Here is a 25,451-nt window from a genome sequence, read left to right on the forward strand (position 1 = left end):
GCCCGCACCCGGGCGCCGCCGAGGAGCAGGCGGGTGCCGCCGGGCGCGCGCGGCCGCGCGGCCGCGCGCCGCGTCGCCCCACCGGGCGCGAGCGGCACGACGAGAAGATCACCGTGTACGTGTCCGCCGAGGAGCTCATGGACCTGGAGCACACCCGGCTGGTGCTGCGCGGCGAGCACGGCCTGGCCGTGGACCGCGGGCGGATCGTCCGGGAGGCCATCGCGGTCGTCCTGGCGGACCTGGAGCAGCGCGGCGAGGCCTCCATCCTGGTCCGGCGCCTGCGCGGGCGGTAGGACGGCGGGGCGGTAGGTCGGGTGGGGCGGTCGGTAGGCCGGTAGGGCTGCCGGAGGGCCGGAGGGTTCGGCGGCAGGACCGGCAGGACCGGCAGGACTGGCAGGACAGCAGGGCGGTACGGCGGCAGGACGGCAGGGGCGGGCCCGGACAGGGCCGCCGAGGGCGCAGCGGGGCCGTGGGCCCGGCGTCGGGGGGCCGCCTGCTGGTCGTCGGGTGCCGGTCGTCGGGTGCCGAGTGCCGAGCGCGGAGCGCCGAGGGGCATGAGACGAACTCATGAGGGGCGCCGTCCCGGGTCGGGAGCGCCGTTGGCCGGGGGCCGAGGGTCATGAAGCAGGCTCATGTGCCGGGCATGAGGCGGGCTCATGTGTCGAGGGTCATGAGGCGAACTCATGTGCCGGAGGTCATGAGGCGGGCTCATGCGGCCGGCGCCGTGATGAGGTCCGTTGGCCCGGCCGTCGGACGGCCATGAGGCGGACTCATGGGCTGCGGTCCAGGGGTGAGCCGCGCCGGGGCGCCTGAGGGCCGCTACCGGGGGCTGGGAGCCCGTGGCCGCACCCCGGGCGCCGGGGGCGCGTCGAGGGGTTCTCCGGGGCTCCGTGGGCCCCGGACGGACCTCCTCCGGGCGCCGGCGGGCGGCGTGTCGGGAGGCCGGGGTCGGGGCCGGGGGCGGTGACGGGTGAAAATGGACCGTTATGCCGAGTACCGCCGAACCAGCTGCCACCGCCGCGAGCGCGACCGAAGACGGGTCGCGGGGCGGTTTCCGAGTGCGGCTGGACAACTTCGAGGGTCCCTTCGACCTGCTGCTCAGCCTGATCGCCAAGCACCGGATGGACGTCACCGAAGTGGCGCTGGCCACCGTCACCGACGAGTTCACGGCCTACATCAGGGCGATGGGCCCGGACTGGGACCTGGACGCCGCCACCGAGTTCCTGGTGGTGGCCGCCACCCTGCTCGACCTCAAGGCCGCCCGGCTGCTGCCCGTGGCGGAGGTCGACAGCGAGGAGGACCTGGCCCTGCTGGAGGCCCGTGACCTGCTGTTCGCACGGCTGCTGCAGTACCGGGCGTACAAGCGGGCGGCGGCGGTGTTCGGCGAGCGCTGGGCCGCCGAGCTGCTGCGGCGGCCCCGGGCGGTCGGGCTGGAGCCCCGGCACGCGGAGCTGCTGCCCGAGGTGGTCGTCACCATCGGTCCGCAGCGGCTCGCCGAGCTGGCGGCCAAGGCGATGGAGCCCAAGCCGAAGCCGGTCGTGTACGTGGACCACATCCACACCCCGCCGGTCAGCGTGCGGGAGCAGGCCGGACTGGTGGTCGGGCTGCTGACCGAGCTGGGCGAGGCGTCGTTCCGGCAGCTGGTGGAGGACGCGCCGGACGACCTGGTCGTGGTCGCCCGCTTCCTGGCCCTGCTGGAGCTGTACCGGGAGCGGGTGCTCGCCTTCGAGCAGCCGGAGCCGCTCGGCGAGCTGTGGGTGCGCTGGGTGGCCGGGGAGGACCGGGGAGCGGTCGAGGTGACGGACGAGTTCGACCGGCCGGCGGGAGAGGCCGCGGGCGAGACGGAGGAGGGCGAGCGGCGATGAGCGGCGGGAACGAGGGCGGCCGACCGGTGCGGCGCCCGCTGGGGCTGCCGGGGCGGCCGCGGGCCGAGGAGTGGCTGGAGCCGGCCTTCGAGCTGCTGCCGGACCCGGTGGAGCCCGTGGGGCCCATGGAGCCCGTGGCCACCGTGGCCCCCGCGGTCCCGGTGGTCCCGGTTGGCCCGGTGAAGCCACAGGACCCAGTGGTGCCGGAGGAGCCGACGGAGCCGGTGGCTCGGGTGGTGCACCAGAAGTCGGCCCTGTCGACTTCCGGCGCCGAGGAGCCGGACGGTCACGGGCTTCGGGCCGATCTGGAGGCGGTCCTGATGGTCGTCGACGAGCCGGTGCCGGAGGAGCGGCTGGCCGGGGTGCTGGAGCGGCCCCGGGCGGAGGTGGCCGCGGCGCTGCGCGAGCTCTCCGCCGAGTACACCGCCCAGGGGCGGGGCTTCGACCTGCGGCTGGTGGCCGGCGGCTGGCGGTTCTACAGCCGGGAGAGCTGTTCCGGGGCCGTCGACCGCTTCCTCCTGGACGGCCGGCAGGCCCGGCTTTCCCAGGCCTCACTGGAGACCCTGGCGGTGGTCGCCTACCGGCAGCCGGTGTCCAGATCGCGGGTTTCCGTAGTCCGCGGTGTGAACTGTGACGGCGTGATGCGTACCCTGGTACAGCGAGGACTGGTGGAAGAGGCCGGATCCGAGCCCGAAACAGGTGCGATCCTGTATCGGACGACGAACTACTTCCTGGAACGGATGGGGCTCCGCGGCCTGGACGAGCTGCCGGAGCTTGCTCCCTTCCTGCCCGAGGTCGACGACGTGGAAGCGGAGTCCCTGGAGGGCACGATGATCGCGGAGGCGGTCGCCGACGCTGCCGCGCAGGCTGCGGACGGCAGTGGCGAGGCCGGTCGGGCCGGGCCCGATCGGTAGGGGGCGGTGAGGTCGGCCGAAACGACCGCACATCCCAGACGGAACGACGTACGGACACTTTGATGCGTAGCAGTGGCAACGGCAGGAACAGCAGCGGCGGCGGGAGCAGTCGCGGCGGACAGGGCGGGGGCCGGGGCGGCAGCTCCTTCGGCGGCAGCGGCGGCGGCAGCCGCGGCGGCTCGGGCTCGCGCGGGGGTTCGTACGGCGGCTCCGGTTCGGGCGGTGGCTCGTACGGCGGCGGCTCGCGCGGAGGCTCCGGTTCGGGCGGCGGCTCGTACGGCGGCGGTTCGCGCGGAGGCTCCGGCTCCGGTTCGGGCGGTGGCTCGTACGGCGGCGGCTCGCGCGGTGGCTCGGGTTCCGGCGGCGGCTCCTACGGCCGCGGTGGCTCCGGGTCGGGCGGCGGCTCCTACGGCCGTGGCGGCTCGGGCTCGGGTTCGGGCTCGCGCGGCGGCTCGGGTTCGTACGGGCGGGACGACCGCCGTGACGACCGGCGCGACGACCGCCGGTTCCCGGACCGCCCGCTGCGGCCCGAGGAGCGCAGGTACGACCGCCCCGAGTACGGCGGCGGCCCCAACGCCACCCCCGCCCGCGGCGGCTTCGCCGGCCGTCGCCCCAGCCCGGCCCCCCGGCCGCGCCGCGAGGGCCAGGGCGCCCCGGGCGACCCGCGCCGTCAGCCGCAGCGTTCGCGCGAGCTGCAGGCCAAGATCGAGGACGCCGTCCTCGCCCGGCACGACAAGCCGGCCGTCAAGCTGCCCAAGACCTTCGGCGAGCCCGAGGGCGAGCGCCTGCAGAAGGTGCTGGCCCGGGCCGGCATCGGCAGCCGCCGCGCCTGCGAGGAGCTGATCGAGCAGGGCCGCGTCGAGGTCAACGGCAAGCGCGTCACCGAGCAGGGCAAGCGCGTCGACCCGCAGAACGACGAGATCAAGGTGGACGGCCTGACCGTCGCCACCCAGTCGTACCTGTTCTTCGCGCTGAACAAGCCGGCCGGCGTGGTCTCCACCATGGAGGACCCGGACGGGCGCCAGTGCCTGGGCGACTACGTGACCAACCGGGAGACCCGGCTGTTCCACGTCGGCCGCCTGGACACCGAGACCGAGGGCATCATCCTGCTCACCAACCACGGCGAGCTGGCCCACCGTCTGACCCACCCGCGCTACGGCGTGACCAAGACCTACCTGGCCGCGATCCAGGGCCCGATCCCGCGCGACCTGGGCAAGCAGCTCGCGCAGGGCGTGGAGTTGGAGGACGGCTTCGCCCGTGCCGACAGCTTCAAGGTGATCTCCAACGTCGGCAAGAACTACCTGGTCGAGGTGACCCTGCACGAGGGTCGCAAGCACATCGTCCGCCGGATGCTGGCCGAGGCCGGCTTCCCGGTCGAGAAGCTGGTCCGCACGCACTTCGGTCCGATCGCCCTGGGCGACCAGAAGTCGGGCTGGCTGCGCCGCCTGACCAACCCGGAGGTCGGCCAGCTGATGCGCGAGGTCGGCCTGTAGGCCCTCGCGTCTCGTACGCCGCCCGGAAGGGCCCCCGGTCGCCGTGGTGCGGCCGGGGGCCCTTCGGCTTCTCCGGGCCGGGCGAGGCGGGCTGAGCCGGGCTGAGCCGAGCCGGGCGGGCCGGGCGGGCCGGGTGGCCGCGGACGGGTCGTGTGAGCCGGGACGCAACCGCTGGTCACGGCCTTGTCAGCGTCATGATCCGTGGCAGAGGATGGCCACCGGGCCACCACCCGGCCGTGTGGCGGGACTGTGCCAGTACGGCCGCCGGTGGGGGCGGATCAGGGGCGAACAGGGGGAGACGGCGTCGTGTCCGATGCACCACTGGGGCGGGCCGGCGGACACGCCCTCGGCACGTTGGGACTGGCCGAGCCGGACGGGCAGGTGTACGCGGCCCTGGTGGCCAACCCGCAGTCCACCGCGGAGGAGCTGGCCGGGTCCTGCGGCCTGACGCTCCAGCAGGGCGTACGCGCCCTGGACCGGCTGGCGCAGCAGGGCATGGCCACCCGGGCGCCGGTGGACCGGCAGCGCTACCTGGCGGTCGCCCCGGACGTCGCGATCGGCACCCTGATCGGTCACCGGGAGTCCGAGCTGCGGCAGGCCAGGGCCGAGATGCACCGGCTGATGGACGCCTTCCGGGAGGCCTCGCGCTACACCGACCCGGCGCACTCGGTGGAGGTGCTGACCGGCGGCGAGGCGATCGCCCAGCGGCTGGAGCACATCACCGAGACCAGCCAGTACCAGGTGCGCGGCTTCGACCGTCCGCCGTACATCCAGGACCCGGTGGCGCCGATGCCGCTGCAGCGGCGGCGGCTGCGCGAGGGCCTGAAGTTCCGGACGGTCTACGACCGGGAGGCGGTGGCCTGGCCCGGGCGGCTGGAGCGGAACATCCTGGTCGGTGTCGCGGACGGCGAGGAGGCGCGGGTCCGGCCGACGCTCCCCATGAAGATGATCCTCTCGGACGACCGGATGGCGATCATCCCGATCAGCGTCGGCGACAGCGTCCTGGACGCCGCCTACGTGATCCACCCCTCCGCCCTGCTCCAGGCGCTGGACACGCTGTTCGAGGCGGAGTGGGAGCGCGCCGTCCAGCTCCAGGCGGCGATCGGCACCGGGGACGCCTCGCCGGAGCCGGACGCCGACCACCGCAAGCTGCTCGGCCTGCTCGCGGCCGGACTCACCGACGAGTCGATCGCCCGTTCGCTCGGCTGGAGTGCCCGGACCACCCAGCGGCGGCTGCAGAGCCTGATGCGCTCGCTGGGCGCCACCACCCGCTTCCAGGCCGGCATGGCGGCCCGGGAGCGGGGGTGGCTGTAGCGCGACCGGGGGCGGGTCAGCTCCAGGGGCTGAGGGAGGCCCAGCGGCCGTCCGGGCCGCGTTCGACCTTCTCCAGGCCGAGCACGGCGGAGCGGTTCAGCCGGCCGTAGATGTGCGGGAACAGCACGTCGGGGGTGGCCCCGGGCGGCGGTGCGCCGTCCGGGGCCTCCCACTTGACCATCGGCTCCACCAGCGACTCCTCGATCAGCAGCACCATCAGCGGGTCGGGGGTGTCGGCGAAGAAGGCGTTGGCCACCGCGAGTGCCGTCTGCTCGTCCGCCGAGCAGTGGATGAACCCGTCGGTGAGCAGCGAGGCGGTGGCGTACGGGCGGCCGGGGTCGGCCAGCCAGTCGTCCAGGGGGGCGAGGTGGAGGATCATGGTTCCTTTTCTACCCGTTGTCTCCGGTTTGGTCCTGAGCGGTCGTCATCGGCAGGGCGGGTCCGGGGCTCGGGGCCCGGTTTTCGGGGGCCGGGTTTCGGTTTTCGGGGCCGGGGCCGGGGCCGGGGCCGGGGCCCGGGCCTCATGGCCTCAGGGGCCGGGGTTCGGAGCGCTCAGAGCCCGGCCACCTTGGCGGAGGCGGTGACCTCGTACACCAGGGTGAGGCTGCGGCGGGCGCCCGGGCCGAGCGGGACGTCCCAGCGGACGATGCCCTCGGCGTCGAAGGAGTCCGGTGCCGGGGAGCAGTCCTCCTTGCGCAGCCGGACCTCGACCGCCGACACCTCGGAGACCGGCACCCGTTCGCGCACCGCGACGATCCGCTCGTCCCGTTCCTCCGGGCCGGAGAAGCGGGACAGGTGCAGCCGGACCGTGCGGGTGGTGCTCTGGCGGCCGGTGAGCCCGCCGGTGGCCTGGCGCTCCTCGGTCTCGCGGACCACCCGGTAGCCGTCCGAGCTGCCGAAGGCGAGCTCGGCGTCGGCCCCGGCGGCGGTGAAGCGCAGCTCGCCGCGGCCCGTGAAGCCGCTGCCGCGGACCAGCTCGACCGGGCCGGCCAGCAGCGGGTGCCCGGCCGTGTTGCGGAACCGGACCACCTGGGTGACCAGCGGGGACAGCTCCGGGGCGCAGGCGTACTCGCTGCTCGCAGGCCCGGTGAACGAGCCGAGCGGCACCCGGTGCGCCCGGCCGTCGGAGGGCACGGTCGCCGGGGCCGGCGCGGGCAGCACCCGGACCTCGCCGCCGTCGTCCACGCCCGGGAGCCCGGTGGTCGGGCCGAGCGCGCTGATCGCCTCCTCGCGCAGCTCGACCTCGACCGTGCGGCGCTCCTCGTCGGTGCGCTCGCGCAGCATCAGGATGTCCATGGCCACGGCCGGCGGGTCGGTGGCGAGGGCGGAACGGGCCGTGGAGAAGGTCAGCCGGGCGTTCGTCCAGTCCTCGCCGGTGCGCTGCCAGACCACCGCCTCCGACTCCAGGCGCAGCGCGCCGCCGTCCAGGGTCGCCCGGTAGGACGGGCGCCAGAGCGCGCAGGGCACCAGGTGGGAGACGGTCAGCTCGGCCGGGCCGGACCGCGCCGCCTCGACGGTCAGCTCCAGGTGGGCGGTCAGCTCGGCCGGGTCCTCCTCGGCCTCGTCCAGGGCGGTCAGGGCCTGCGAGCGCTCCTGCTCCAGCCGGCGCAGCCGGGAGTGGGTGGCGCGCAGCTCCTCGCCGTAGCGCTCGCGCTCGGCGTCCACCCGGCCCAGTTCGCGGGACCAGCGGGTGCGTTCGAGCTCACCGGCGCCGGCGCCCTCGCCGACCTCGCGCAGCAGGTCCGCGGAGAGCTGGGCCAGCAGCGCCAGCCGGGCCTCCAGCCGGGTGCGGGCCTGGTCGGCCAGGCGGCTCTCGGCGTCCAGGCGGTGCAGCCGGTGACGCAGGTCGGAGTCGTCCGGGCCGGGCGGCAGCGGGGCGCGCGGCGCCCAGGTGCGGACCAGCCGGGCGTCCAGCACGCGGACGCCGGGGGTGGCGGACTCGGCGCGCAGGGTGCGGTCGACGGCGAGCGCGGTGAGCGGGCCGAAGCGCAGCCGCCGGACCCCCGCGCCGAGTTCGACGGTCGTGGTCCGCTCGACCTGGCTGCGGTCCTCCAGGCAGGTCACGGCGGTGACGGGAAGGGGCCTCGACTCCCCGGACGGGCTCGGGGCCGGGCTCTCGGTCGGGCTTGGGGTCGGGCTTTCGGTCGGGTCTCCGGTCAGGTCTCCGGTCAGGTCTCCGGTCATGGTCAGTTCCTCCGGTTTCCGCCGACGATGGCCTTTCCGGCCGGGATCTTGATCTGGTAGCCGCCGTCCAGCTCGGTCTGTCCGCCGGGCGGCAGGTCGACCCGCCAGAGCCGGGTACTGGGCGGGCACTCCGGCGTGGGGACGGTCGGGGCGTGCCAGTCGGCCCGTTCCTCGATCCGGATCTCGGCGTCGGAGGTGACCGGTACGCGCTCGCGGACCTCCACCGTGACGGCGCGGCCGAGCCGGTTCGCGAGCCGGACGTGCACCCGGTGGTCGAGCACGGTGCTGTTGCCCTTCAGCATGCCCGTCGTCGACTCGCGCAGCTCGGTGCGGCGCGCCACCTCGATGCTCTCGGTGACGCCGGTGCCCAGGCGCTGCACGCCCCCGGGAGCCAGGGTCGGCAGGGCGGCGGTGAGCAGGAACCGGTCGTCCACGGTGACCTCCACCGGGCCGGCCAGGACGGCGCGGTCGGTGCGGTTGGCGAGCACCAGGGTCGCGTACACCTTCTCCTCGACGGCGGGGACGGTGACGTACTCGGGGCGGACGGTGAGCGGGATCTCGTCCACGGTGACGGAGTGCCAGGTGCCGTCGGACGGGATGTCGGCCGGGGCGGCGGCATCGAAACGGTGGTCGAAGGAACCGGCCGACTCCCGTGGCGGGACGGCGTGCCGGGGCAGCGGGAGGCGCCGGATCCGCTCCCCGGGGTTGCCGCCGGGCAGCGTCCAGGCCAGCTCCTCGCGTTCGAGGCGCTCGGGGCGTGCGTGCAGGGTGCCGCGCCGGGCGGCGGGCTCGTCGGGGCCGGCCAGGACCAGGTCGGGGTAGTCGAGCAGGGTGGCGTCCGGGGCGAAGCCGGAGGGCGGGGGCGGGACGGGGAGGCCGCCGGCCTTGCGGGAGCGGCGGGACGCCACGGGCGGGAGGCCGCCCGGGGCCTGCGGGAGCGGGGTGACGGCGGGGGTGACGGCGGGAACGGGGGCGGACAGGGCGGGCTGCGGACCGCCGTAGCCGCCGTAGCCGCCGTAGCCGGCGAAGCCGCCCGGGGCGGGCGGGGGCGGCGCGGGCATCGGCTCGTCGACGCTCAGGGTGCCGCCGCCGTACGGGCCGGAGGGTTCGGGCGGGGTGTCCGCCGCCGGGCTGAAGCCCTCGTGGTGGGGGCCGGACGGGCGGGCGCCGCCGACGCGGGCGCCGCCGAGGTACGGGGACGGGGAGACCGATCCGGGGCCGGTGAGGGCGGCGGGTCGGACGGTGTGGTGACGGCGGTGCGGGGCGGCTGCGCCGGGTGCGTCGTGACCGGCCGCGTCGTGACCGGTCGTGTCGTGACCGGCCGCGTCGTAGCCGGTGAAGAGGTCGGACAGGCCGGCCGGGGGCTCGCGCCAGCCGGAGGGCGGCGGGGCGGGCTGGCTGCGGCCGATCCGCAGCGAGGCGAGCCGGGGTAGGTCGGTGCGGCGGTCGAGGTCGGCGGTGGAGAGGGCGAGGCGCACGCCCGTCCAGTCCTCGCCGGTCTGCTGGGCGACACCGGCGCGCAGGACCAGGTGGGCGGTGTCGGAGCCGGTGCGGTAGGAGAGGCGGTAGGCGGGCACCCAGCGGGCGGCGGGGACGCCGTACTCCAGTTCCAGTTCCAGTTCCAGCTCTTGTTCCGGCTCCGGCTGGTGTTCCTGTTCCGGCCGCTGCTCGTGCTTCTGCTCGTGGGTTGTGGGAGCGGGGGCGGGAGCCGTGAGGGTGAGCAGGACGGTGGCGGCGGTCGAGACCGGTTCGGCCCGGTCGGCGGTGGACGCCCGCTCCAGCCGGTCGGCGGCCAACTCGATTGCGTGGTCGGCGAGTTCGATCTCCCGGTTGAGCTGCTCGACGCGCTCGTGGAGGTGGCTCAGCCGTTCGTCGACGAAGTCGGCGAGCTCCAGCCAGGCATCGGCGGGCGTGCGGCGCAGCGGCTCGTCGGTTCGGTGCCGCGGCGGCGCGGCGCGTAGGGCGAGGGTGTCGGCGATCGCCGCGAGGACCAGTCGGCGGCGCTCGTGGAGCGCGCTCCGGCGCTCGATGGCCTCGTCGGACTCCCTTTGGAGTTGCGGGAGTTCCTCCGGCTCGCGCAGTTCGGCGAGCTGCTCCAGCCGGGCCTCGGTGACCGTCGTGCCGACCGGTCCGGTGAGCACCCGGGCGCGCAGCGAGCGGCCGTCCAGGGCCGTGGGCAGACCGGTCAGCCGCAGCCGGCCGCCGGGCGGGACCGGGACGGTCGCCCGGCGCCGGCACACCGCGCCCTCCGCGTACACCACCACGGAGTCCAGGACCGACGGGTGTTCCGGTACGGCCGGCGGTTTCGTCCGCCCGGTCCGGTCGCTGTGCTGGTCGTCCATGTGCAACCCCTTCGTTCGCGTGTTGCCTGCCGCGTGCCGCTCGTCGTGTCACGCGGATCGGCCGCTTGCCCGCTGTGCCCGCTTGCCGGTTCGTCTGCTCGCCCGGGTGCCCGCTTGCTCGCCTGCCTGCTTGTCCGCTTTTCCCGTACGTCTGCTCGTCCGTACGCCTGCTCGTCCTGCGGTCTTCTCGTCCTTTTGTCCGAGTGTTCCCCGGGGCGGCCAGTCTGCCCGGCTTCGGTACGGGCGTCGTCGGATTTCCCGGGTACGGCGTGTGCACTGGAGGGGACGGGGGCGGGGCCGCCGCGGTTGCCGGTGCCGCGAGCTGCCGGGAAATGCCGTCGTGGTTGCCGGGCTCCGGGTGGGGACTTCGGTGCGGCGGATGAGGGAGGATGGGGCGCGGGTGCTCCCGGACGGTTCCGGCACCTGTCGAGAATCGTGATGAGGAGAGCGACCCGCCATGCGCACTGCCGTCGTCGTCGGCACCGGACTGATCGGCACCTCCGCCGCGCTCGCCCTGACCGCTCGCGGTCTGACCGTCCATCTGGAGGACGCGGACCCGGACGCCGCCCGCACCGCCGAGTCGCTCGGCGCGGGCACCACCGAACCGGTCGACGGCCCGGTGGACCTCGCGATCATCGCCGTCCCGCCCGCGCTGGTCGGCAAGGTGCTCGCCGACTGCCAGCGCCGCAACCTGGCGCACTGGTACACCGATGTCGCCAGCGTGAAGGCCGGCCCCGGTAGCGAGATCGCCGCGCTCGGCTGCGACACCGTCCACTACATCGGCAGCCACCCGATGGCCGGCCGCGAGCGCTCCGGACCGCTGGCCGCCCGCGCCGACATCTTCGAGGGCCGCCCCTGGGTGCTCACCCCCACCGCGGACACCGACACCGAGACGCTCAACGCCGCGCTGGAGCTGGTCGCGCTCTGCGGCGCGATGCCGATCGTGATGGACGCCGCCGAGCACGACCGGGCCGTCGCCCTGGTCTCGCACGCCCCTCAGCTGGTGTCCTCGCTGGTCGCCGCCCGGCTGGAGAACGCCGACGACACCGCCATAAGGCTCTCCGGCCAGGGCGTGCGCGACGTCACGAGGATCGCCGCCTCCAACCCCGGCATGTGGGTCGACATCCTCTCCGCCAACGCCGGCCCGGTCGCCGACGTCCTGGAGGCGGTCGCCGCCGACCTCGGCGAGACCGTCACCGCGCTGCGCGCCATGGAGGCGGCCGAGGAGGGCGAGCGCCGCACCGGCGCGGCCGGGATCACGGCGGTCATGCGACGCGGCAACACCGGCCAGGCCCGGATCCCCGGAAAGCACGGCGCGCCGCCCACCCGGTACGAGACGGTGGCGGTCGTGCTCGGCGACCAGCCGGGCGAGCTGGGCCGGCTGTTCGGGGAGGTCGGCGACGCCGGGGTCAACATCGAGGACGTCGTCATCGAGCACTCGACCGGGCAGCAGGTCGGCTTCGTCCAGCTGTCGGTCGCGCCGACGGCGGTCAAGCGGCTGGTGAAGTCGCTGCGGGCGAGCGGGTGGAGCGTGCGGGACTGAGGCGCGGCGGCTGAGGCGTCGGGCGCTCGTCGCGGCTGGGTGCTCGTTTTCGGCTGGGCGCTCGTCTCGGCTGGGCGCTCGGTTCGGTTGGGTGCTCGGTTCGCCGGGTGCGTGGGTACGCGGTGCTTGCGCAGGCGGGGGCGTAGGTGCTTGCGTGGGGGCGAGCTCGGGCGGGTGTTCGGGTTTGTGCGGTGCGTGCGCGCGCGTGGGTGCGTGGGTTCGCCGGCGCGTGGGTGGGTCGTCCGGTCCGGGGAGGGCGCGGTGTGATCGTCGAGTTGCCGCTGGGGGAGACCCGGCACGGATTCGCCGGAGACCCGGTGGACCTGGGGAACGAGCGGTTCCTGCGGGCCGTGCTGGGCCAGGACCTCCGGATCCACCACCGCAGCGTCACGGCGATGTACGAGCACCCCCGGCCGACGCCGCTGTACCCCGAGTACGCGCCGCCCGAGCCGACCTGCAGCCTGCTGCTGCGGGCGGCCCACACCGCCTTCGCCGAGCACCTGCCGCTGAGCCTGTCCCCGGACGTGCTCTGGTACGCGGTGGTGCACGAGGTCGCCGTGCACGTACGGATGTACCCGCCGCGGTACCGGGCGCTGTTCGGCGCGGCCGACGGGCGGCGGGGCAGGATCCTGGTACGGGACGACTCCCTGGCGGGGCCCGCACCGGACTGGCCGCACTCGATCGGCCTGGTCCGGGAGCCGCTCGCGGCGGCCGTGGGCGGGGACCTGGTGGCACTGTTCCGGCCCGGTTTCTCCACCACGACGCCGGACGACGAGGCCTCGGCGCTGGTGGCGCTGATGGACGTGGTCAGCCCGTACTACGACTACCGCTGGGAGACCCGCTGCGGTATCCCGCGGATCCGGCTGGAGGGCACGGCGGCGGACTGGGCACGGCTGGCGGCCGGAGTCGGCACCCTGGCGGAACGCTTCGCCTGGCTGGCGCCGTGGTTCGCGGAACTGCGGCCCGTGGTCGACGAGATCGCCGCGACCGCGGCCGGCGGACCCCTGGACGAGTGCTTCTGGCGCTCGCTGTACAAGTGGCGGTCGATGTCCGGCGGGCCCCGGGTGACCGGCTGGCTCACCGCCTTCCTCGCCCACACCCAGACCCCGGACGGGCCCCGGCTGCGGCGCTCCTTCGGCTGGCGGGCGGCGGTGGGCAGTGAGTACCACCGGGAGGCGTTCGAGGTGAACGACTTCCCGTCGCACGTGTCGCGGGTGCCCTTCGTGTGGGAGGTGCTCGGCCGGGAACTGCCGATGACCTTCGTCGGCGGGGTGCTCGGGGTCGAGTGGGACGGGGAGTACCTGCGGCCGCGGCTGGGGAACGCGGTGCTGGAGGCGGAGTAGGGAGCCGGAGTAGCCGGAGTGGGCGGCTCGGGCGAAGTGGGCGGCTCGGGCGGCTCAGGCGGCTCGGGTGGCTTGGGCGGAGCAGGCCGTGCGGCAGCGCAGACGGCGGGTGTGGGGGCGGGAAACAGGGGGCCGGACGGGCGGCGGAGCGGGTGACGGCGGCGGTCCATTAACCTTGGGGGAGAGAATCCCCGGCCGTCCGCCTGCGCAGGCTTCGGCTCCCATGCTCAGAGAGAGGTTCGCCCCGTGGACACTGCCGACCGAGCGCACGCCCCGGTCGTCGTCGCCATCGACGGACCCTCCGGCTCCGGCAAGTCGACCGTCTCCCGTGCGGTCGCCGCCCGGCTGGGCCTGAGCTTCCTGGACACCGGCGCCATGTACCGGGCGATGACCTGGTGGATGCTGGCCAACGAGGTCGACGTGGACGACCCGGACGCGGTCGCCGTCGCGTGCGGCAAGCCGGTGATCGTGTCGGGCACGGACGCCGACGGCCCCACCATCACGGTGGACGGCCAGGACGTCTCCGGCCCGATCCGCGGCCCCGAGGTGACGGCGCAGGTCAGCGCAGTCGCTGCGGTGCCGGCGGTGCGGAGCCGACTGGTCGAGCTGCAGCGCGGCTGCGCCGGGGTCGCCGAGCGCGGCATCGTCGCCGAGGGCCGGGACATGGGCAGCGTGGTGTTCCCGGACGCCACCCTCAAGGTCTTCCTGACCGCCTCCGAGGAGGCCCGGGCCGCGCGCCGGGCCACCGAGCTGCGGGCCAAGGGGGTGGACGAGGCGACCATCACCGCGATGGCCGCCGACCTCGCCCGCCGGGACGCCGCCGACTCCTCCCGGAAGACGGCCCCGCTGGCCCAGGCCGCGGACGCGGTCCTGGTGGACACCAGCGACCTCACCCTGGAGCAGGTGATCGACCGGATCGCCGCGCTGGTGGAGGAGCGGGCCGGGCTGTCCTCCGTCTGACGGGTTCCGGGCCTGGTGGGCTGCTGTCGGGCCGACCGTCGCAGGGCCGATCATTGCCGATCATTACTGAGTGAACCGCGGGCCGCCGAGGCGCCGCGGAGACAACCATCGCGCTGCCCCGAGCGGGGCAGGTACGCACGGCACGCCCCTGGGAAGGGCCGGGCCGGGAAACGGAACAGACGAACATGACCGCAGAGCACTCCGACACCGGACACGGTGGGCTGGACGCCGCCGACTACGCCGAGTTCATGGCCCTCGCCGCCGAAGAGGGCCTCGACCTCGACGACTTCGACGCCGTGGACGGCGCCGAGCACGGCCGACTGCCGGTGCTGGCCGTGGTCGGCCGCCCGAACGTCGGCAAGTCGACCCTGGTGAACCGCATCATCGGCCGCCGTGAGGCCGTCGTCGAGGACAAGCCGGGCGTCACCCGCGACCGGGTCTCCTACGAGGCCAGCTGGAACGGCCGCCGCTTCAAGGTGGTCGACACCGGCGGCTGGGAGATCGACGTCCTCGGCATCGACGCCATGGTGGCCGCCCAGGCCGAGCTGGGCATCGAGCAGGCCGACGCGGTGCTGTTCGTGGTGGACGCCACGGTCGGTGCCACCGACACCGACGAAGCCCTGATCAAGATCATCCGTCGGGCGGGCAAGCCCACCGTCCTGTGCGCCAACAAGGTCGACGGCCCGTCCACCGAGGCCGAGGCCGCCTACCTGTGGTCGCTGGGCCTGGGTGAGCCGTTCCCCGTCTCCGCCCTGCACGGCCGCGGCTCGGGCGACCTGCTGGACGCCGTCATGGACGCGCTGCCCGAGGCCCCGCCGCAGACCTTCGGCGACGCCGCCCCCGGCGGCCCGCGCCGTGTCGCGCTGATCGGCCGGCCGAACGTCGGCAAGTCCAGCCTGCTGAACAAGGTCGCCGGCGAGGAGCGGGTGGTCGTCAACGAGCTGGCCGGCACCACCCGCGACCCGGTCGACGAGATGATCGAGCTCGGCGGCAAGACCTGGAAGTTCGTGGACACCGCCGGTATCCGCCGCCGGGTCCACCTGGCCGCCGGCGCCGACTTCTACGCCTCGCTGCGCACCGCCGCCGCGCTGGACAAGGCCGAGGTCGCGGTCATCCTGGTCGACGCCAGCGAGACCCTCGCCGAGCAGGACACCCGGATCATCTCGATGGCCGTCGAGGCCGGGCGCGCCGTCGTCATCGCCTACAACAAGTGGGACCAGCTCGACGAGGAGCGCCGCTTCTACCTGGAGCGCGAGATCGAGCGCGACCTCGTCCAGGTCCAGTGGGCCCCGCGGGTCAACGTGTCGGCCAAGACCGGCCGGCACATGGAGAAGCTCGTCCCCGCGATCGAGACCGCGCTGGCCGGCTGGGAGACCCGCATCACGACCGCGCGCCTGAACGCCTTCCTCGGCGAGCTGGTGGCCGCCCACCCGCACCCGATCCGGGGCGGCAAGCAGCCGCGCATCCTGTTCGGCACCCAGGCGGGCATCCGCCCGCCGCGCTTCGTCCTGTTCGCCTCGGGCTTCCTGGAGGCGGGCTACCGGCGCTTCGTCGAGCGCCGGCTGCGTGAGGAGTTCGGGTTCGTCGGGACGCCGATCTCGATCTCGGTGCGGGTGCGGGAGAAGCGCAAGCGTAAGTAATCGGCGTACGCGTGCAGGTGTGTACGTGTACCCGCGTGCGTTCCGTGCGTTCCGTGTGTGTCGCGCGTTCGTGCGTGTCGGCGGTCGGGTGACCGGCTGACGGTTGGAGGGCCTCGTCGCTTCGGTGGCGGGGCCCTTCGGCGTTTATCCGCGCGGGTGGGGGAGCGGGGGTGTGGTGGACCGGCGGTCTGGTGGTGCGGAGCGGGAGCCTGGGGGCGTCGTGGGTTTCGGGGTGGTGGGTCGGTCGTGTCGGCCGTGTCAGTGGTGGTCGCCGTTGCGGCCCGGGGGGAGGGAGAGCATCTGGCGGTGGCGGCCGCCGGTGGGCCGGGGGGTGGCGAGCCCCGTGGCCGTACCCATTACCGGGGACGGTGCCGGCGGTGCGGGGGGCGCGGGCATGGGCATCGGCATGGGTACGGGCACGGCCGCGGGTGCGGGCGTCGGGTACGGGCCCGAGCCGAGGTAGCCGGCGGCGACCCAGCCCTGGCCGTTGGTGAACTGGGCTGCGCCGCTTGCCGGTTGGGAGTGGCCGCCGACGGTGCCGGTACCGGGGGCAGGGGTCGGGGCCGGTGGGGCGTGGATGAGGCCGACGTCGGTGGGGGCGGCGGGTTCGGGGTGGGCGGCCGCGTGGTGGGCCCCGGTGTGGTGGGCTCCCGTGTGGTGGACGCCGGGGTGGCCGTGATGGCCCGTGTGGCTGTGGTGGTGGCCGTGATGGTCGTGCGCCTGGCCGGCGTGGTGGCCGGAGGCCGCGCCCGCGCCGTGCGGCTGGGACGACATGAACTGGGGGAGGCCCGGAGCCTGGCCCGCGAGGGTGTGGAAGGCCTGGTGCTGGGGCGGGTACGGCCGCTGCTCGCCGAGCACCGGGTAGCCGTCGCGGACCGCGAAGCCGGTGAACACCAGATCCTCCTCGCCCGAGCGGTCGCCGGGGAGGGCGCGGAACAGGCGCCGGTACTCGGAGTACAGCTCGTCGTAGATCGGCGTGGCGGAGTGCGGGTGCTCGGCGTCGTACGACGGGCGCATGCCCGGGATCGAACGGGAGGCGGTGGCAGAGCGGCCGGGGGACGCGGAGACGTCGTAGCTGTACACGTAGGGGCCAACGAGCGAGAGGGGGCGGGGGATGCGGGGCGCTCATAGGGGGTGGCCATGCGTGACGCTCATGTACGGCGGTCGTCATGAGCCGGGTTCATGGGGGCTGTCGATGAGCGGGGCTCATGGACGTCCGGGCCATGAGAGGACTTCATGAGGGTGCCCATGAGAGGAGCTCATGGCGCGGCGGTCATGAGCGGCGCTCATGAGCAGGGTCATGAGCGGCGCTCATGCGAGGTGCCGATGAGCGGGGCTCATCGCCCATGCGGGTCATGCGAGGCGCTCATGTGCTGCCCATGAGCGCCTCGCATGGGCCGGGCATCCGTGCGGGGCGCTCATGCAGGGTGTCCATGCGGGGGCGTCCATGCGGGGCGTTCACACGAGGCGACCATGAGTGACGCTCATCCGGGCAGGCGCCCAGAGACGCGCATGTATAGGGGAGCGGCGCCAGGTGCCAGGTGCCTGGGGCGTCCGGAGGTCGCGCCCGCGCCGGAGGGCGGCCCGAGGTGAAGGGGGAGGCCGCCGTCCGGTGCGTCGGGGGCCGGGCGGATCAGGTCCCCGCGAGCGGCAGGGAGGCGGCGACCACCTGTCCCAGCGCCACCGCCCGCTCCAGTGCCTGGCGCAGCAGGTCCTCGCGCGGTTGGCGGCCGACCATCCCGGCCGGGACGGCGTACATGGTCACCTCGGAGAGCTGGCTCGCCGCCATCCGCCAGGCGTCGGTGACCTGGAGCGGCTGGTGGGCCTGCCACCACCCGGTGCTGCCGCCGGCCGCGGCGGGCTGCAGGATCGCGTGCAGCTTGCCCATCGCGACCAGGACCGACCAGCCGCCCAGCTGGTCGGGGGTCTCGTCCAGGTCGGTGACGGGCTGGAAGCCGGCGTCCTGGAGGAGGTCGAGGAACTCGTCCTCGCCCGAGGTGCTGCCCGGGCGGCCGACGGGGCCGGTGGGCTCGACCACCAGCGAGGCGTGTCCGACCCTGCCGTGCAGCACGAGCCCGCAGGTGATGCCGAGGATGGCGGCCTGGCCGGGGGCGGTCGGCTGCGCCGCGGAGTCGGCGGGCGTGCCCGGTGCCGGTACGGCGGGCAGGGCGGCGCCCGGAACGGCGGCGGCAGGCGCGGGGGAGGGGACGGCGAGGTCGGGGGCGCCGGTCTGGGCCTGGCTGATGCTGCGGACGGCGCCGGCCAGCTGCTCCTCGGAGACCGGCACCACCTGGGAGGGGATGCAGCGGGCGTGGGCGAAGGCGAGTACGGCGGTCTCGTCGCCGACGAAGAGCACGGTGCTGGTGGCTTCCACGTGCGTGTCGCCGGGGGTCCGGCAGGAGGTGCACTCGTAGCTGTCGGGGGCGCGTTCGCCGCCCAGTAGACGGTCGGCTTCGTCGTCGCCGATCTCGGACCGGACCTCGTCGCTGACGTCGAGCAAGCGCGGCACAGGATCTCCTCGGATGGGTGCGGATGGGGCTTCGGGGCTGACACGGAGAGGTCGACATGACCAACGGGCCCTTGTGTCAGGCGTCACGGGTGCCCGTCGAGGCTGACGGGAATTGCCCCGGATCCGACCGCGCCGCGTGTTCTCGTGGTCGCAATCTGTCGATGTCGGTGACGGGACTGCCGGAATGAAACGGTGAGGTGGGTCACGCGGCGGTGATGTTTGATCTAGGAATCAACGGTTAAATCCGACATTTCGGGCATGATTATGAGGGTCTTACCGCCGGTAACCCTTGGCTGAGCTGGGCAGACCGTCGGGGTTTTGGTTTCCCCGCCGACCGGCTCGTAGCTTCTTGGTCGGCGCAACGAGCGCCACCCGGGTTCACCCCCGACGCACGGCCCCCCGGTTCGCCGGGTGTGGCAGGTGCCCGCCGACGAGATCGCTCGAACAGCTCGTCGGCGAGCGGCTGGGTGGCCGGGGCGGCAGAGGCACGTCCGACACGTGCACGGCCGTCCGACGGACGCGGCAAGCGAACGCGGCCCTTCAGGGCCTGGTTCCGCATGTCCGCCCGGGGCTGTCGAGAGGAACCTCATGACTTTCCGTAACGAGACCGCCGCTGCCACCACCTCCACCGCCACCAAGCGCAACCGCGTCCGGATGGCTGTCGTGGCGGGCGCCGCTGTCGCGGCCCTGCCGGTGGCCGGCCTCGTCACGGCCACCTCGGCCTCCGCCGCCTCCGTCTCCACCTGGGACGCCGTCGCCCAGTGCGAGAGCGGTGGCAACTGGGCCATCAACACCGGCAACGGTTTCTACGGCGGTCTGCAGTTCACCTCCAGCACCTGGGCCGCCTTCGGCGGCACCGCCTACGCCGGCCAGGCCAACCAGGCCACCAAGGCGCAGCAGATCGCCGTCGCCGAGAAGGTCCTCGCCTCGCAGGGCCCGGGCGCCTGGCCCGTCTGCTCCGTCAAGGCCGGCCTGACCAAGGGCGGCGCCCCGGCCGCCGTCGACACCTCGGCGGGCACCGCCTCCGGTTCGACCGCCGCCAAGCCGGCCGCCCCGGCTGCCAAGCCCGCCGCCCCGGTTGCCAAGCCGACCCAGGCGCCGAAGGCCGCTGCCGCCCCCAAGGCTGACGTCGCGCCGAAGGCTGACGCCGCGCCGAAGACCGCCGCCCCGAAGTCCGCGCCGAAGGCCGACCAGGGTGCCAAGGCCTGGACCGGCTCGAACGACGCCAAGCCGGCCAAGGGCAACTACACCGTCAAGTCCGGTGACACCCTGAGCTCCATCGCCGCCGCGCAGGGCCTGGACTGGCACGACCTGTACAAGAACAACGCCAAGGTCATCGGTGGCAACCCGGACCTGATCCTCCCGGGCCAGGCCCTCAGCATCTGAGGCTCCTGAGCAGCCTGAGCAGCTGACGGCAGTTCACGGCGACTGAGGACGGCCGCCACGGCCTCCACGGCCGCCGGCTCCCACTGCCTCCGGCTCTCACCGGCCCCGGTTTCCACCGGTTCCGGCTTCCACGGCCGCTCCTCCGCCGCGCGGGTTCTCCGCCGGCGGGGGAGCGGCCGTCGGCGTTCCGTCCGAGGGACCGGCGGCGGGGGCGAGCGGATCCGGGCCCGCCAGGGGAGGGGCTGGGCCCGGGCGCGGGCGGTGCGGGAGGATGGTGGGGTGATCCAGGGCGAGCTGTTCGGTGACCCGCCCGGGGCGGCCGGGTCCCCCGGCTCCTCCGGTACGTCCCGGGCGCGCGGCCGCTCGGAGCCCGCCCCCGGCGCCGTCCTGCTCCCCGGCTGGCTGGACCTCGACGCCCAGTTGCGCCTGATCGCCGCCTGCCGGGAGTGGGCCCGCCCGCCCGCCGGCCTGCACACCGTGCGGATGCCCACCGGCGGGACGATGTCCGTACGCATGGTGAGCCTCGGGTGGCACTGGTACCCGTACGGGTACCGGCGGGTCGCCGAGGACGGCGCGCCGGTCAAGCCGTTCCCGCCCGAGCTGTCCCGGCTGGCCCGCCGGGCCGTCGCGGACGCGTACGGGGACGCGCTGCCGGAGATCGCGGGCGCCGCGTCCTACAGGCCGGACACCGCGATCGTCAACCACTACCCGCACGGCGCGAAGATGGGCCTCCACCAGGACCGTGACGAGCGCACGGACGCGCCGGTGGTCTCGCTCTCGCTCGGCGACCGCTGCGTGTTCCGGCTCGGGAACACCGAGACCAGGACCCGGCCGTGGACCGACCTGGAGCTGCACAGCGGCGACCTGCTGGTGTTCGGCGGCCCGGCCCGGTTCGCGTACCACGGGGTGGTGCGCACCCTGCCGGGGACGGCGGATCCGGAGCTGGGCCTGGTGGGACGGCTCAACATCACGGTGCGGGAGTCGGGGCTGGGGGCCACGGCGCGGGAGCCGGGGCCGGACGGGTAGGTGTGGTGCCCGGGCGGGCCCGCACCGCTTCCGCGCTCCGGTGGTCGAACCTCCTCCCGTACGCTCGCCCACTCGTTCGAGTGAATCGGCGGATCCGGCCCGGAGCGCGGGAATGACCCGGGTCGCCGGAGAATTCGAGTGAACCGGAGAATGCGATCGGAGTCCGGAGGACCGGAGTCCTGAGTCCGGAGAGGAAGCGAACGCATGGGTACCCCCGTCGACGACCTTGTCGAGCTGCTGGACCTTGAGCAGATCGAACTGAACATCTTCCGCGGGCGAAGCCCCGAGGAGGCGCTGCAGCGGACCTTCGGCGGCCAGGTCGCGGGGCAGGCGCTGGTCGCGGCGGGCCGCACGGTGGACGACCAGCGCCCCGTCCACTCGCTGCACGCGTACTTCCTGCGCCCCGGCGTGCCCGGCCTGCCGATCGTCTACCAGGTCGACCGGATCCGCGACGGCCGCTCCTTCACCACCCGCCGGGTGCTCGGCATCCAGGGCGGCCGGTCGATCTTCGCGCTCACCGCCGACTTCCACAGACCCGAGGAGGGCGGCATCGAGCACCAGTACCCGATGCCGTCGGTCGCCGCGCCCGAGGAGCTGCCCAGCGCCCTGGAGGAGGTCGGTTCCCGGCTCGGCGAGCTGCCCCCGTTCATCAGCCGTCGCCAGCCGTTCGACGTCCGCTACGTCGACCGGCTGCGCTGGACCAAGGAGGAGCTGGAGGGCGTCGAGGCGCGCAGCGGCGTCTGGCTGCGCACCGACGGCCCGCTGCCGGACGACCCGCTGATCCACGTCTGCGCCCTCACCTACGCCAGCGACATGACCCTGCTGGACGCGGTCCGCGCCCCCGTCGAGCCGCTGTGGGGCGAGCGGCACTTCGACATGGCCTCGCTCGACCACGCCATGTGGTTCCACCAGCCGTTCCGGACGGACGACTGGCTGCTCTACCAGCAGGAGTCCCCGATCGCGCACGGTGCGCGCGGCCTGGCCCGCGGGCAGATCTTCGACCGCAGCGGGCAACTGGTGGTGTCCGTCGTGCAGGAGGGCCTGTTCCGGCCGCTGAAGCGCCGGGACGGGTAGCGGCCGGGTCGGGTGGCGGGTCCGTGGGATCCATGGCATCTGTGGCAGCTGTGGCATCCATGGGATTCGTGTCGAGCGGTGTTGAGCGGTGTTGAGCGGTGTGTCGGTGCGTTGCCGCCGTGTTGCAGTTTCGGTGGCTTCGGGCCGACGGGAATGATCCGTCCGAGCAGGCGGTGTTGTGGATGACCGAGACGGACGGCCCGAACGGCGGGCCGTCCGCGGACCGACCGGGAGGGTGGACCGATGACGGCGACTGCCGCAGAGGACTGGAAGCACTGGAGTGACGGACGGGCGGCGTCCGTGAGCGCGCCGCACGGCCAGCTCGCACTCACCGGGACGCACTGGCTGGAGCCCGAGCCCGCCGGGATCCCCGGCCTGCCCGGGCTGTGGTGGGCGGACACCGAGGGCGTCCGGGTACGGGCGGCGGCGGGCGACGGCATCACCGTCGCCGGCGCGGCCGGCCCCGTCGACGGCGAGACCCTGCTCCGCCCGGACACCGACCCGGCCGCCGACACCGCCACCCTGGGCGACCTGCTGCTCGTCCCGATCGAGCGCGAGGGCGAACTCGCCCTGCGGGTCTTCGACCCGGCCTCGCCGCGCCGGACGGCCTTCGCCGGCATCGCCGCGCACCCGTACGCGCCGGAGTGGGCCGTGCCCGCGGTCTTCACGCCGTTCGAGGACGAGGCCCGGTCGGTCGTCGTCCCGAACGCCGACGGCAAGGATCGGCCACTGGCCGTCACCGGGCAGATCGCCTTCACCGTCGCCGGCGAGCACCGCACGCTGACGGTCAGCCGCTCGGGCCAGGGCCTCAGCGGCGTCATCGCGGACGCGAGCAGCGGCATCGACACCTACCGCTTCCGGTTCATCACTCTGCCGGAGCCGGACGCCGACGGCCGCACCGTGCTCGACCTCAACCGGGCCTACCTGCCGCCGTGCGCGTTCTCGGACCACTTCATCTGCCCGTTCCCGCCGCCGGGGAACCGGCTGGACTTCGTGGTGGAGGCCGGGGAGAAGCAGGTGCTGAGCCGGTAGCGGCCGGGCCCCGGTGCGGGGGCGGCCGGGGGCGGGGCGGACGATGGGGGGACCATGTCAAACGATCAACATTCCACGGCAGCCGCCGCACCGGCCGCCGCCTCCGACCCCCGCCCCGTCCCCGTCCCCGGCGCCCGCCCTGATCCGGACCCGGACCCGGAAGCCGAACCCGGGCCCGCTTCCGAGCCCGAACCCGACCCCGCAGCCACACCCCTCCCGCCGGACCCCGTGGACACCGCCGGACCCTGGTACCGGCGGGCCTTCGCCGACCTCAGCCCGCTGCGCGACCACGTCGACTACCGCCGGGTCTGGCTCGGCCAGGCCGTCTCCTCCATAGGCCAGCAGATGACGGCCGTCGCCGTCTCCGTCCAGGTCTACGACCTGACCGGCTCCGCCTTCGCGACCGGCCTGGTCGGCATCTTCTCCCTCGTCCCGCTGGTCGTCCTCGGCCTCTACGGCGGCGCGATCGCCGACACCGTCGACCGCCGCCGACTGGGCCTGATCGGCTCCGCCGGACTGGCAGCCGTCTCCGCCGTCCTGGCCGCACAGGCCCTGGCCGGCCTCGGACTGGTCGCCGTCCTGTACGCCGCCGTCGCCGTCCAAGCCGGCTTCTTCGCGCTCGGCTCGCCCGCCCGCTCCGCGATGATCCCCCGACTCGTCCCCGCCCACCAGCTCCCGGCCGCGAACGCCCTCAACACCGTCAGCATGAACCTCGGCCTCACCATCGGCCCCATGCTCGGCGGCGTCCTCATCGGCGCGTACGGCGCCCAGGCCGCCTACCTCCTCGACACCGTCGCCTTCACCGCCACCCTCTACGCCATGTGGCGCCTGCCCGCCATGCGCCCCCTCGGTGACCGCAAGGGCCGCGCCTCCGTCCTCGACGGCCTCCGCTTCCTGTGCGAGCAACCCAACCTGCGCACCAGCTTCCTCGCCGACCTCGCCGCGATGGTCTTCGGCATGCCCCGCGCCCTCTTCCCCGCCATCGCCGTCACCTTCTACGGCGGCGACGCCGGCACCGTCGGCCTGCTCGTCTCCGCCCCGGCCGTCGGCGCCCTGATCGGCGCGCTCTTCTCCGGCTGGGTCGGCCGAGTGCACCGCCAAGGCGCCGCCATCCTCGCCGCCGTCGCCGCCTGGGGCCTCGCCATCGCCGCCTTCGGCGCCCTCCACAACCTCTGGCTCGGCCTCCTGTTCCTCGCCGTCGCGGGCTGGGCCGACACCGTCAGCATGATCTTCCGCAACACGATGATGCAGGTCGCCGCCCCCGACGAGATGCGCGGCCGCCTTCAAGGGATCTTCGTCGTCGTCGTGGCCGGCGGCCCCCGCCTCGGCGACTTCGAGTCCGGCACCGTAGCCGCCCTCACCAACCCCGCCACCTCCGTGATCAGCGGCGGCCTCGCCTGCATCGCCGCCGTCCTCCTCCTCGCCGCCCGCCGACCCGCCTTCCTCCGCTACGACGCCCGCCACCCCACCCCCTGACCCCACCCACCCCCAAACCTGGCAGCGAGCACCCCCCGACGTGCTGTATTGTTTTCCACGTCGCCGGGACAACCGGAGACAAGGTCGAGAAGCCCGCAGCAGAGCCCCCCAGGCCCCGCTGCAGGCACCGAGACCACGGGACGTGGCGCAGCTTGGTAGCGCACTTGACTGGGGGTCAAGGGGTCGCAGGTTCAAATCCTGTCGTCCCGACGTGAGTCGGAAAGGCCGTTGGCCGGGTTAACGCCCAGGTCAACGGCCTTTTGCATGACGGGCCGTCAGGGACCGCGTAAATCGGTTCGTATGCTGTTTGGGACCACTTTGGGACCAGGGCCCCGAGGGCGGGGATCACACCTCCTGAACTAGGCCCGATTTGCCCGATTTCCCAATTACTCTCAGTCGCCGATGCGGAATCGTAACAATCTATTTTCGGCCATGTTCTTGGCAGAAATCCCGCTTGCTTGGCGGAAGTTGGCCACCGATGACGGGCTCTCAGGTGGCGGTGCAGTGTCAGAGAAGAAGCGTTCCGAGTCGCGCCGCCGACCGCCCGGCAGTCCCGGCGGTCGGCGGCATTGCTCTGCGTCACGGCCCGCTGGGCGACCATTCCGCGCGCAGCCCCCACTCCGTGTCGGACTGCCTCGCCGGGAGCGCACTTGACCCGGGGCAAGTGGTCCTCCACCCGGCTACGTGCCGGGGAGGTCGAGCCGGTCGAAGGCGGGGTCGCCGGGGAAGGCGACCGACTCGATGCGCGCCGGCGGGATCGGGGACATGTAGTGGACGGTGGCGTCGGCGGCTTCGCCGAGCGCCTTGCCCAGGAGCACGTGCGCCAGCGACGGGGCGGTGCTGTGCCGACCGCCGTCGGTCAGGTCCAGGAGTGCGGTGACGACGGCCGGGCGGCCGAGCGGCCGGAGCAGGTGCATCATGTCCGGGTCGTTCTCCCAGGGCTGGTAGACCGCCTCCCCGCCCCAGAACTTCTGCAGGCGCCAGCCGAGCGTGTGGTTGGGGGCGAGGGCGTCGCCGGACAGCGTCAGGAACATGAAGCCTTTCCGTCCGCCGCCCTTGCGGGTGATGAGGTTCGCCTCCTTCAATGCCGTGTACTGCGGGGTGGTGAGGTGGCCGAGGTCGGAGGCGCGGGCGAGGCGGTCGGCGACACCCTGGTCGTCGGCGAGCAGTAGTCCGTGCTCCTGGATGCTGTCCGCTTCGTGGTCCAGCAGGCGAGTGCAGTGCCGTGCTCGGACGAAGTGCCCGGCGAGCAGCGGGGCCATCGCGTCCAGGTCGGCGTAGCCGCCGATGTCGGTGTCGGTGAAGCAGTCCCGGGGGAGTGCTGCGGCGGCGTACTGCTGGGTGAACCCG

General features: G+C 74.1%; 19 protein-coding genes, 1 tRNA gene and 1 pseudogene. 15 read left to right on the forward strand and 6 right to left on the reverse strand.

The genetic code is table 11. The features are described from left to right. From ACFQ6N_RS33180 to ACFQ6N_RS33200, 5 genes and pseudogenes are all read left to right on the forward strand, one after another. A pseudogene (locus tag ACFQ6N_RS33180) lies at nucleotides 1–293 on the forward strand (hypothetical protein); the annotation flags it as partial. A 693-nt stretch (nucleotides 294–986) separates the two neighbouring features. Beyond that, nucleotides 987–1,865: a segregation and condensation protein A gene (locus ACFQ6N_RS33185; RefSeq protein ID WP_380657287.1), complete on the forward strand. Its 879-nt coding sequence runs from the start codon at nucleotides 987–989 to the stop codon at nucleotides 1,863–1,865. A gap of 320 nt (nucleotides 1,866–2,185) precedes the next feature. Continuing rightward, nucleotides 2,186–2,779, forward strand: a complete 594-nt coding sequence (locus tag ACFQ6N_RS33190; RefSeq protein ID WP_380657337.1) for an SMC-Scp complex subunit ScpB — start codon at nucleotides 2,186–2,188, stop codon at nucleotides 2,777–2,779. A gap of 62 nt (nucleotides 2,780–2,841) precedes the next feature. Beyond that, nucleotides 2,842–4,272, forward strand: coding sequence for a pseudouridine synthase (locus ACFQ6N_RS33195; RefSeq protein WP_380657290.1), 1,431 nt, complete (start codon nucleotides 2,842–2,844; stop codon nucleotides 4,270–4,272). A gap of 306 nt (nucleotides 4,273–4,578) precedes the next feature. After that, complete coding sequence (locus ACFQ6N_RS33200) at nucleotides 4,579–5,586, forward strand: helix-turn-helix domain-containing protein (RefSeq protein WP_380657293.1); 1,008 nt, start codon at nucleotides 4,579–4,581, stop codon at nucleotides 5,584–5,586. Nucleotides 5,587–5,602: 16 nt separating this feature from the next. On the opposite strand, the gene ACFQ6N_RS33205 is transcribed toward ACFQ6N_RS33200, so the two are convergent. The 3 genes from ACFQ6N_RS33205 to ACFQ6N_RS33215 all read right to left on the reverse strand — a co-directional run bounded on the left by ACFQ6N_RS33205 (nucleotide 5,603) and on the right by ACFQ6N_RS33215 (nucleotide 10,112). Continuing rightward, nucleotides 5,603–5,965: a DUF952 domain-containing protein gene (locus tag ACFQ6N_RS33205; protein WP_380657295.1), complete on the reverse strand. Its 363-nt coding sequence runs from the start codon at nucleotides 5,963–5,965 to the stop codon at nucleotides 5,603–5,605. A 173-nt stretch (nucleotides 5,966–6,138) separates the two neighbouring features. Further along, nucleotides 6,139–7,770 (reverse strand): mucoidy inhibitor MuiA family protein, encoded by a 1,632-nt coding sequence (locus ACFQ6N_RS33210; RefSeq protein WP_380657298.1) that lies wholly within the window; start codon nucleotides 7,768–7,770, stop codon nucleotides 6,139–6,141. 2 nt (nucleotides 7,771–7,772) lie between these two features. Next, a complete protein-coding gene (locus tag ACFQ6N_RS33215; RefSeq protein ID WP_380657301.1) occupies nucleotides 7,773–10,112 on the reverse strand; it encodes a DUF4139 domain-containing protein in 2,340 nt (779 codons plus the stop codon). 457 nt (nucleotides 10,113–10,569) lie between these two features. On the opposite strand from ACFQ6N_RS33215, the gene ACFQ6N_RS33220 reads away from it, so the two are divergent. The 4 genes from ACFQ6N_RS33220 to der all read left to right on the forward strand — a co-directional run bounded on the left by ACFQ6N_RS33220 (nucleotide 10,570) and on the right by der (nucleotide 15,598). Beyond that, nucleotides 10,570–11,655: a prephenate dehydrogenase gene (locus ACFQ6N_RS33220; RefSeq protein WP_380657303.1), complete on the forward strand. Its 1,086-nt coding sequence runs from the start codon at nucleotides 10,570–10,572 to the stop codon at nucleotides 11,653–11,655. 263 nt (nucleotides 11,656–11,918) lie between these two features. Beyond that, on the forward strand, nucleotides 11,919–12,998 hold the full coding sequence (locus ACFQ6N_RS33225; RefSeq protein ID WP_380657306.1) for a DUF4419 domain-containing protein: 1,080 nt from the start codon (nucleotides 11,919–11,921) through the stop codon (nucleotides 12,996–12,998). A 246-nt stretch (nucleotides 12,999–13,244) separates the two neighbouring features. Then, a complete protein-coding gene (gene cmk, locus ACFQ6N_RS33230) occupies nucleotides 13,245–13,958 on the forward strand; it encodes a (d)CMP kinase (protein WP_380657307.1) in 714 nt (237 codons plus the stop codon). Between the two features lie 185 nt (nucleotides 13,959–14,143). Further along, entirely contained in the window at nucleotides 14,144–15,598 is a 1,455-nt protein-coding gene (gene der / locus ACFQ6N_RS33235) for a ribosome biogenesis GTPase Der (RefSeq protein ID WP_380657309.1), read from the forward strand. A gap of 258 nt (nucleotides 15,599–15,856) precedes the next feature. On the opposite strand, the gene ACFQ6N_RS33240 is transcribed toward der, so the two are convergent. Next, nucleotides 15,857–16,615 carry a hypothetical protein gene (locus ACFQ6N_RS33240; protein WP_380657311.1) on the reverse strand — a complete coding sequence of 253 codons (759 nt, stop codon included), beginning with the start codon at nucleotides 16,613–16,615 and terminating at the stop codon, nucleotides 15,857–15,859. A gap of 616 nt (nucleotides 16,616–17,231) precedes the next feature. Beyond that, nucleotides 17,232–18,107: a hypothetical protein gene (locus ACFQ6N_RS33245; protein WP_380657313.1), complete on the reverse strand. Its 876-nt coding sequence runs from the start codon at nucleotides 18,105–18,107 to the stop codon at nucleotides 17,232–17,234. A 588-nt stretch (nucleotides 18,108–18,695) separates the two neighbouring features. Between ACFQ6N_RS33245 and ACFQ6N_RS33250 the strand changes: the two genes are divergently transcribed. From ACFQ6N_RS33250 to ACFQ6N_RS33275, 6 genes are all read left to right on the forward strand, one after another. Continuing rightward, complete coding sequence (locus tag ACFQ6N_RS33250) at nucleotides 18,696–19,493, forward strand: transglycosylase family protein (protein WP_380657314.1); 798 nt, start codon at nucleotides 18,696–18,698, stop codon at nucleotides 19,491–19,493. A 294-nt stretch (nucleotides 19,494–19,787) separates the two neighbouring features. Next, on the forward strand, nucleotides 19,788–20,519 hold the full coding sequence (locus ACFQ6N_RS33255) for an alpha-ketoglutarate-dependent dioxygenase AlkB family protein (protein ID WP_380657339.1): 732 nt from the start codon (nucleotides 19,788–19,790) through the stop codon (nucleotides 20,517–20,519). 204 nt (nucleotides 20,520–20,723) lie between these two features. Continuing rightward, the gene (locus tag ACFQ6N_RS33260) at nucleotides 20,724–21,593 is read left to right on the forward strand and encodes an acyl-CoA thioesterase (RefSeq protein WP_380657316.1); all 870 of its coding nucleotides are present in this window, start codon (nucleotides 20,724–20,726) and stop codon (nucleotides 21,591–21,593) included. 243 nt (nucleotides 21,594–21,836) lie between these two features. Beyond that, complete coding sequence (locus ACFQ6N_RS33265) at nucleotides 21,837–22,625, forward strand: DUF1684 domain-containing protein (RefSeq protein WP_380657317.1); 789 nt, start codon at nucleotides 21,837–21,839, stop codon at nucleotides 22,623–22,625. A gap of 228 nt (nucleotides 22,626–22,853) precedes the next feature. Next, nucleotides 22,854–24,101 carry an MFS transporter gene (locus ACFQ6N_RS33270; protein ID WP_380657319.1) on the forward strand — a complete coding sequence of 416 codons (1,248 nt, stop codon included), beginning with the start codon at nucleotides 22,854–22,856 and terminating at the stop codon, nucleotides 24,099–24,101. Between the two features lie 136 nt (nucleotides 24,102–24,237). Next, a tRNA-Pro gene (locus ACFQ6N_RS33275) sits at nucleotides 24,238–24,311 on the forward strand. A gap of 470 nt (nucleotides 24,312–24,781) precedes the next feature. On the opposite strand, the gene ACFQ6N_RS33280 is transcribed toward ACFQ6N_RS33275, so the two are convergent. Next, the gene (locus ACFQ6N_RS33280) at nucleotides 24,782–25,363 is read right to left on the reverse strand and encodes a hypothetical protein (RefSeq protein ID WP_380657320.1); all 582 of its coding nucleotides are present in this window, start codon (nucleotides 25,361–25,363) and stop codon (nucleotides 24,782–24,784) included. Between the last annotated feature and the right edge of the window lie 88 nt (nucleotides 25,364–25,451).

The sequence above is a fragment of the Kitasatospora sp. NPDC056446 genome, assembly GCF_042796115.1.
Classification (GTDB): Bacteria; Actinomycetota; Actinomycetes; order Streptomycetales; family Streptomycetaceae; genus Kitasatospora.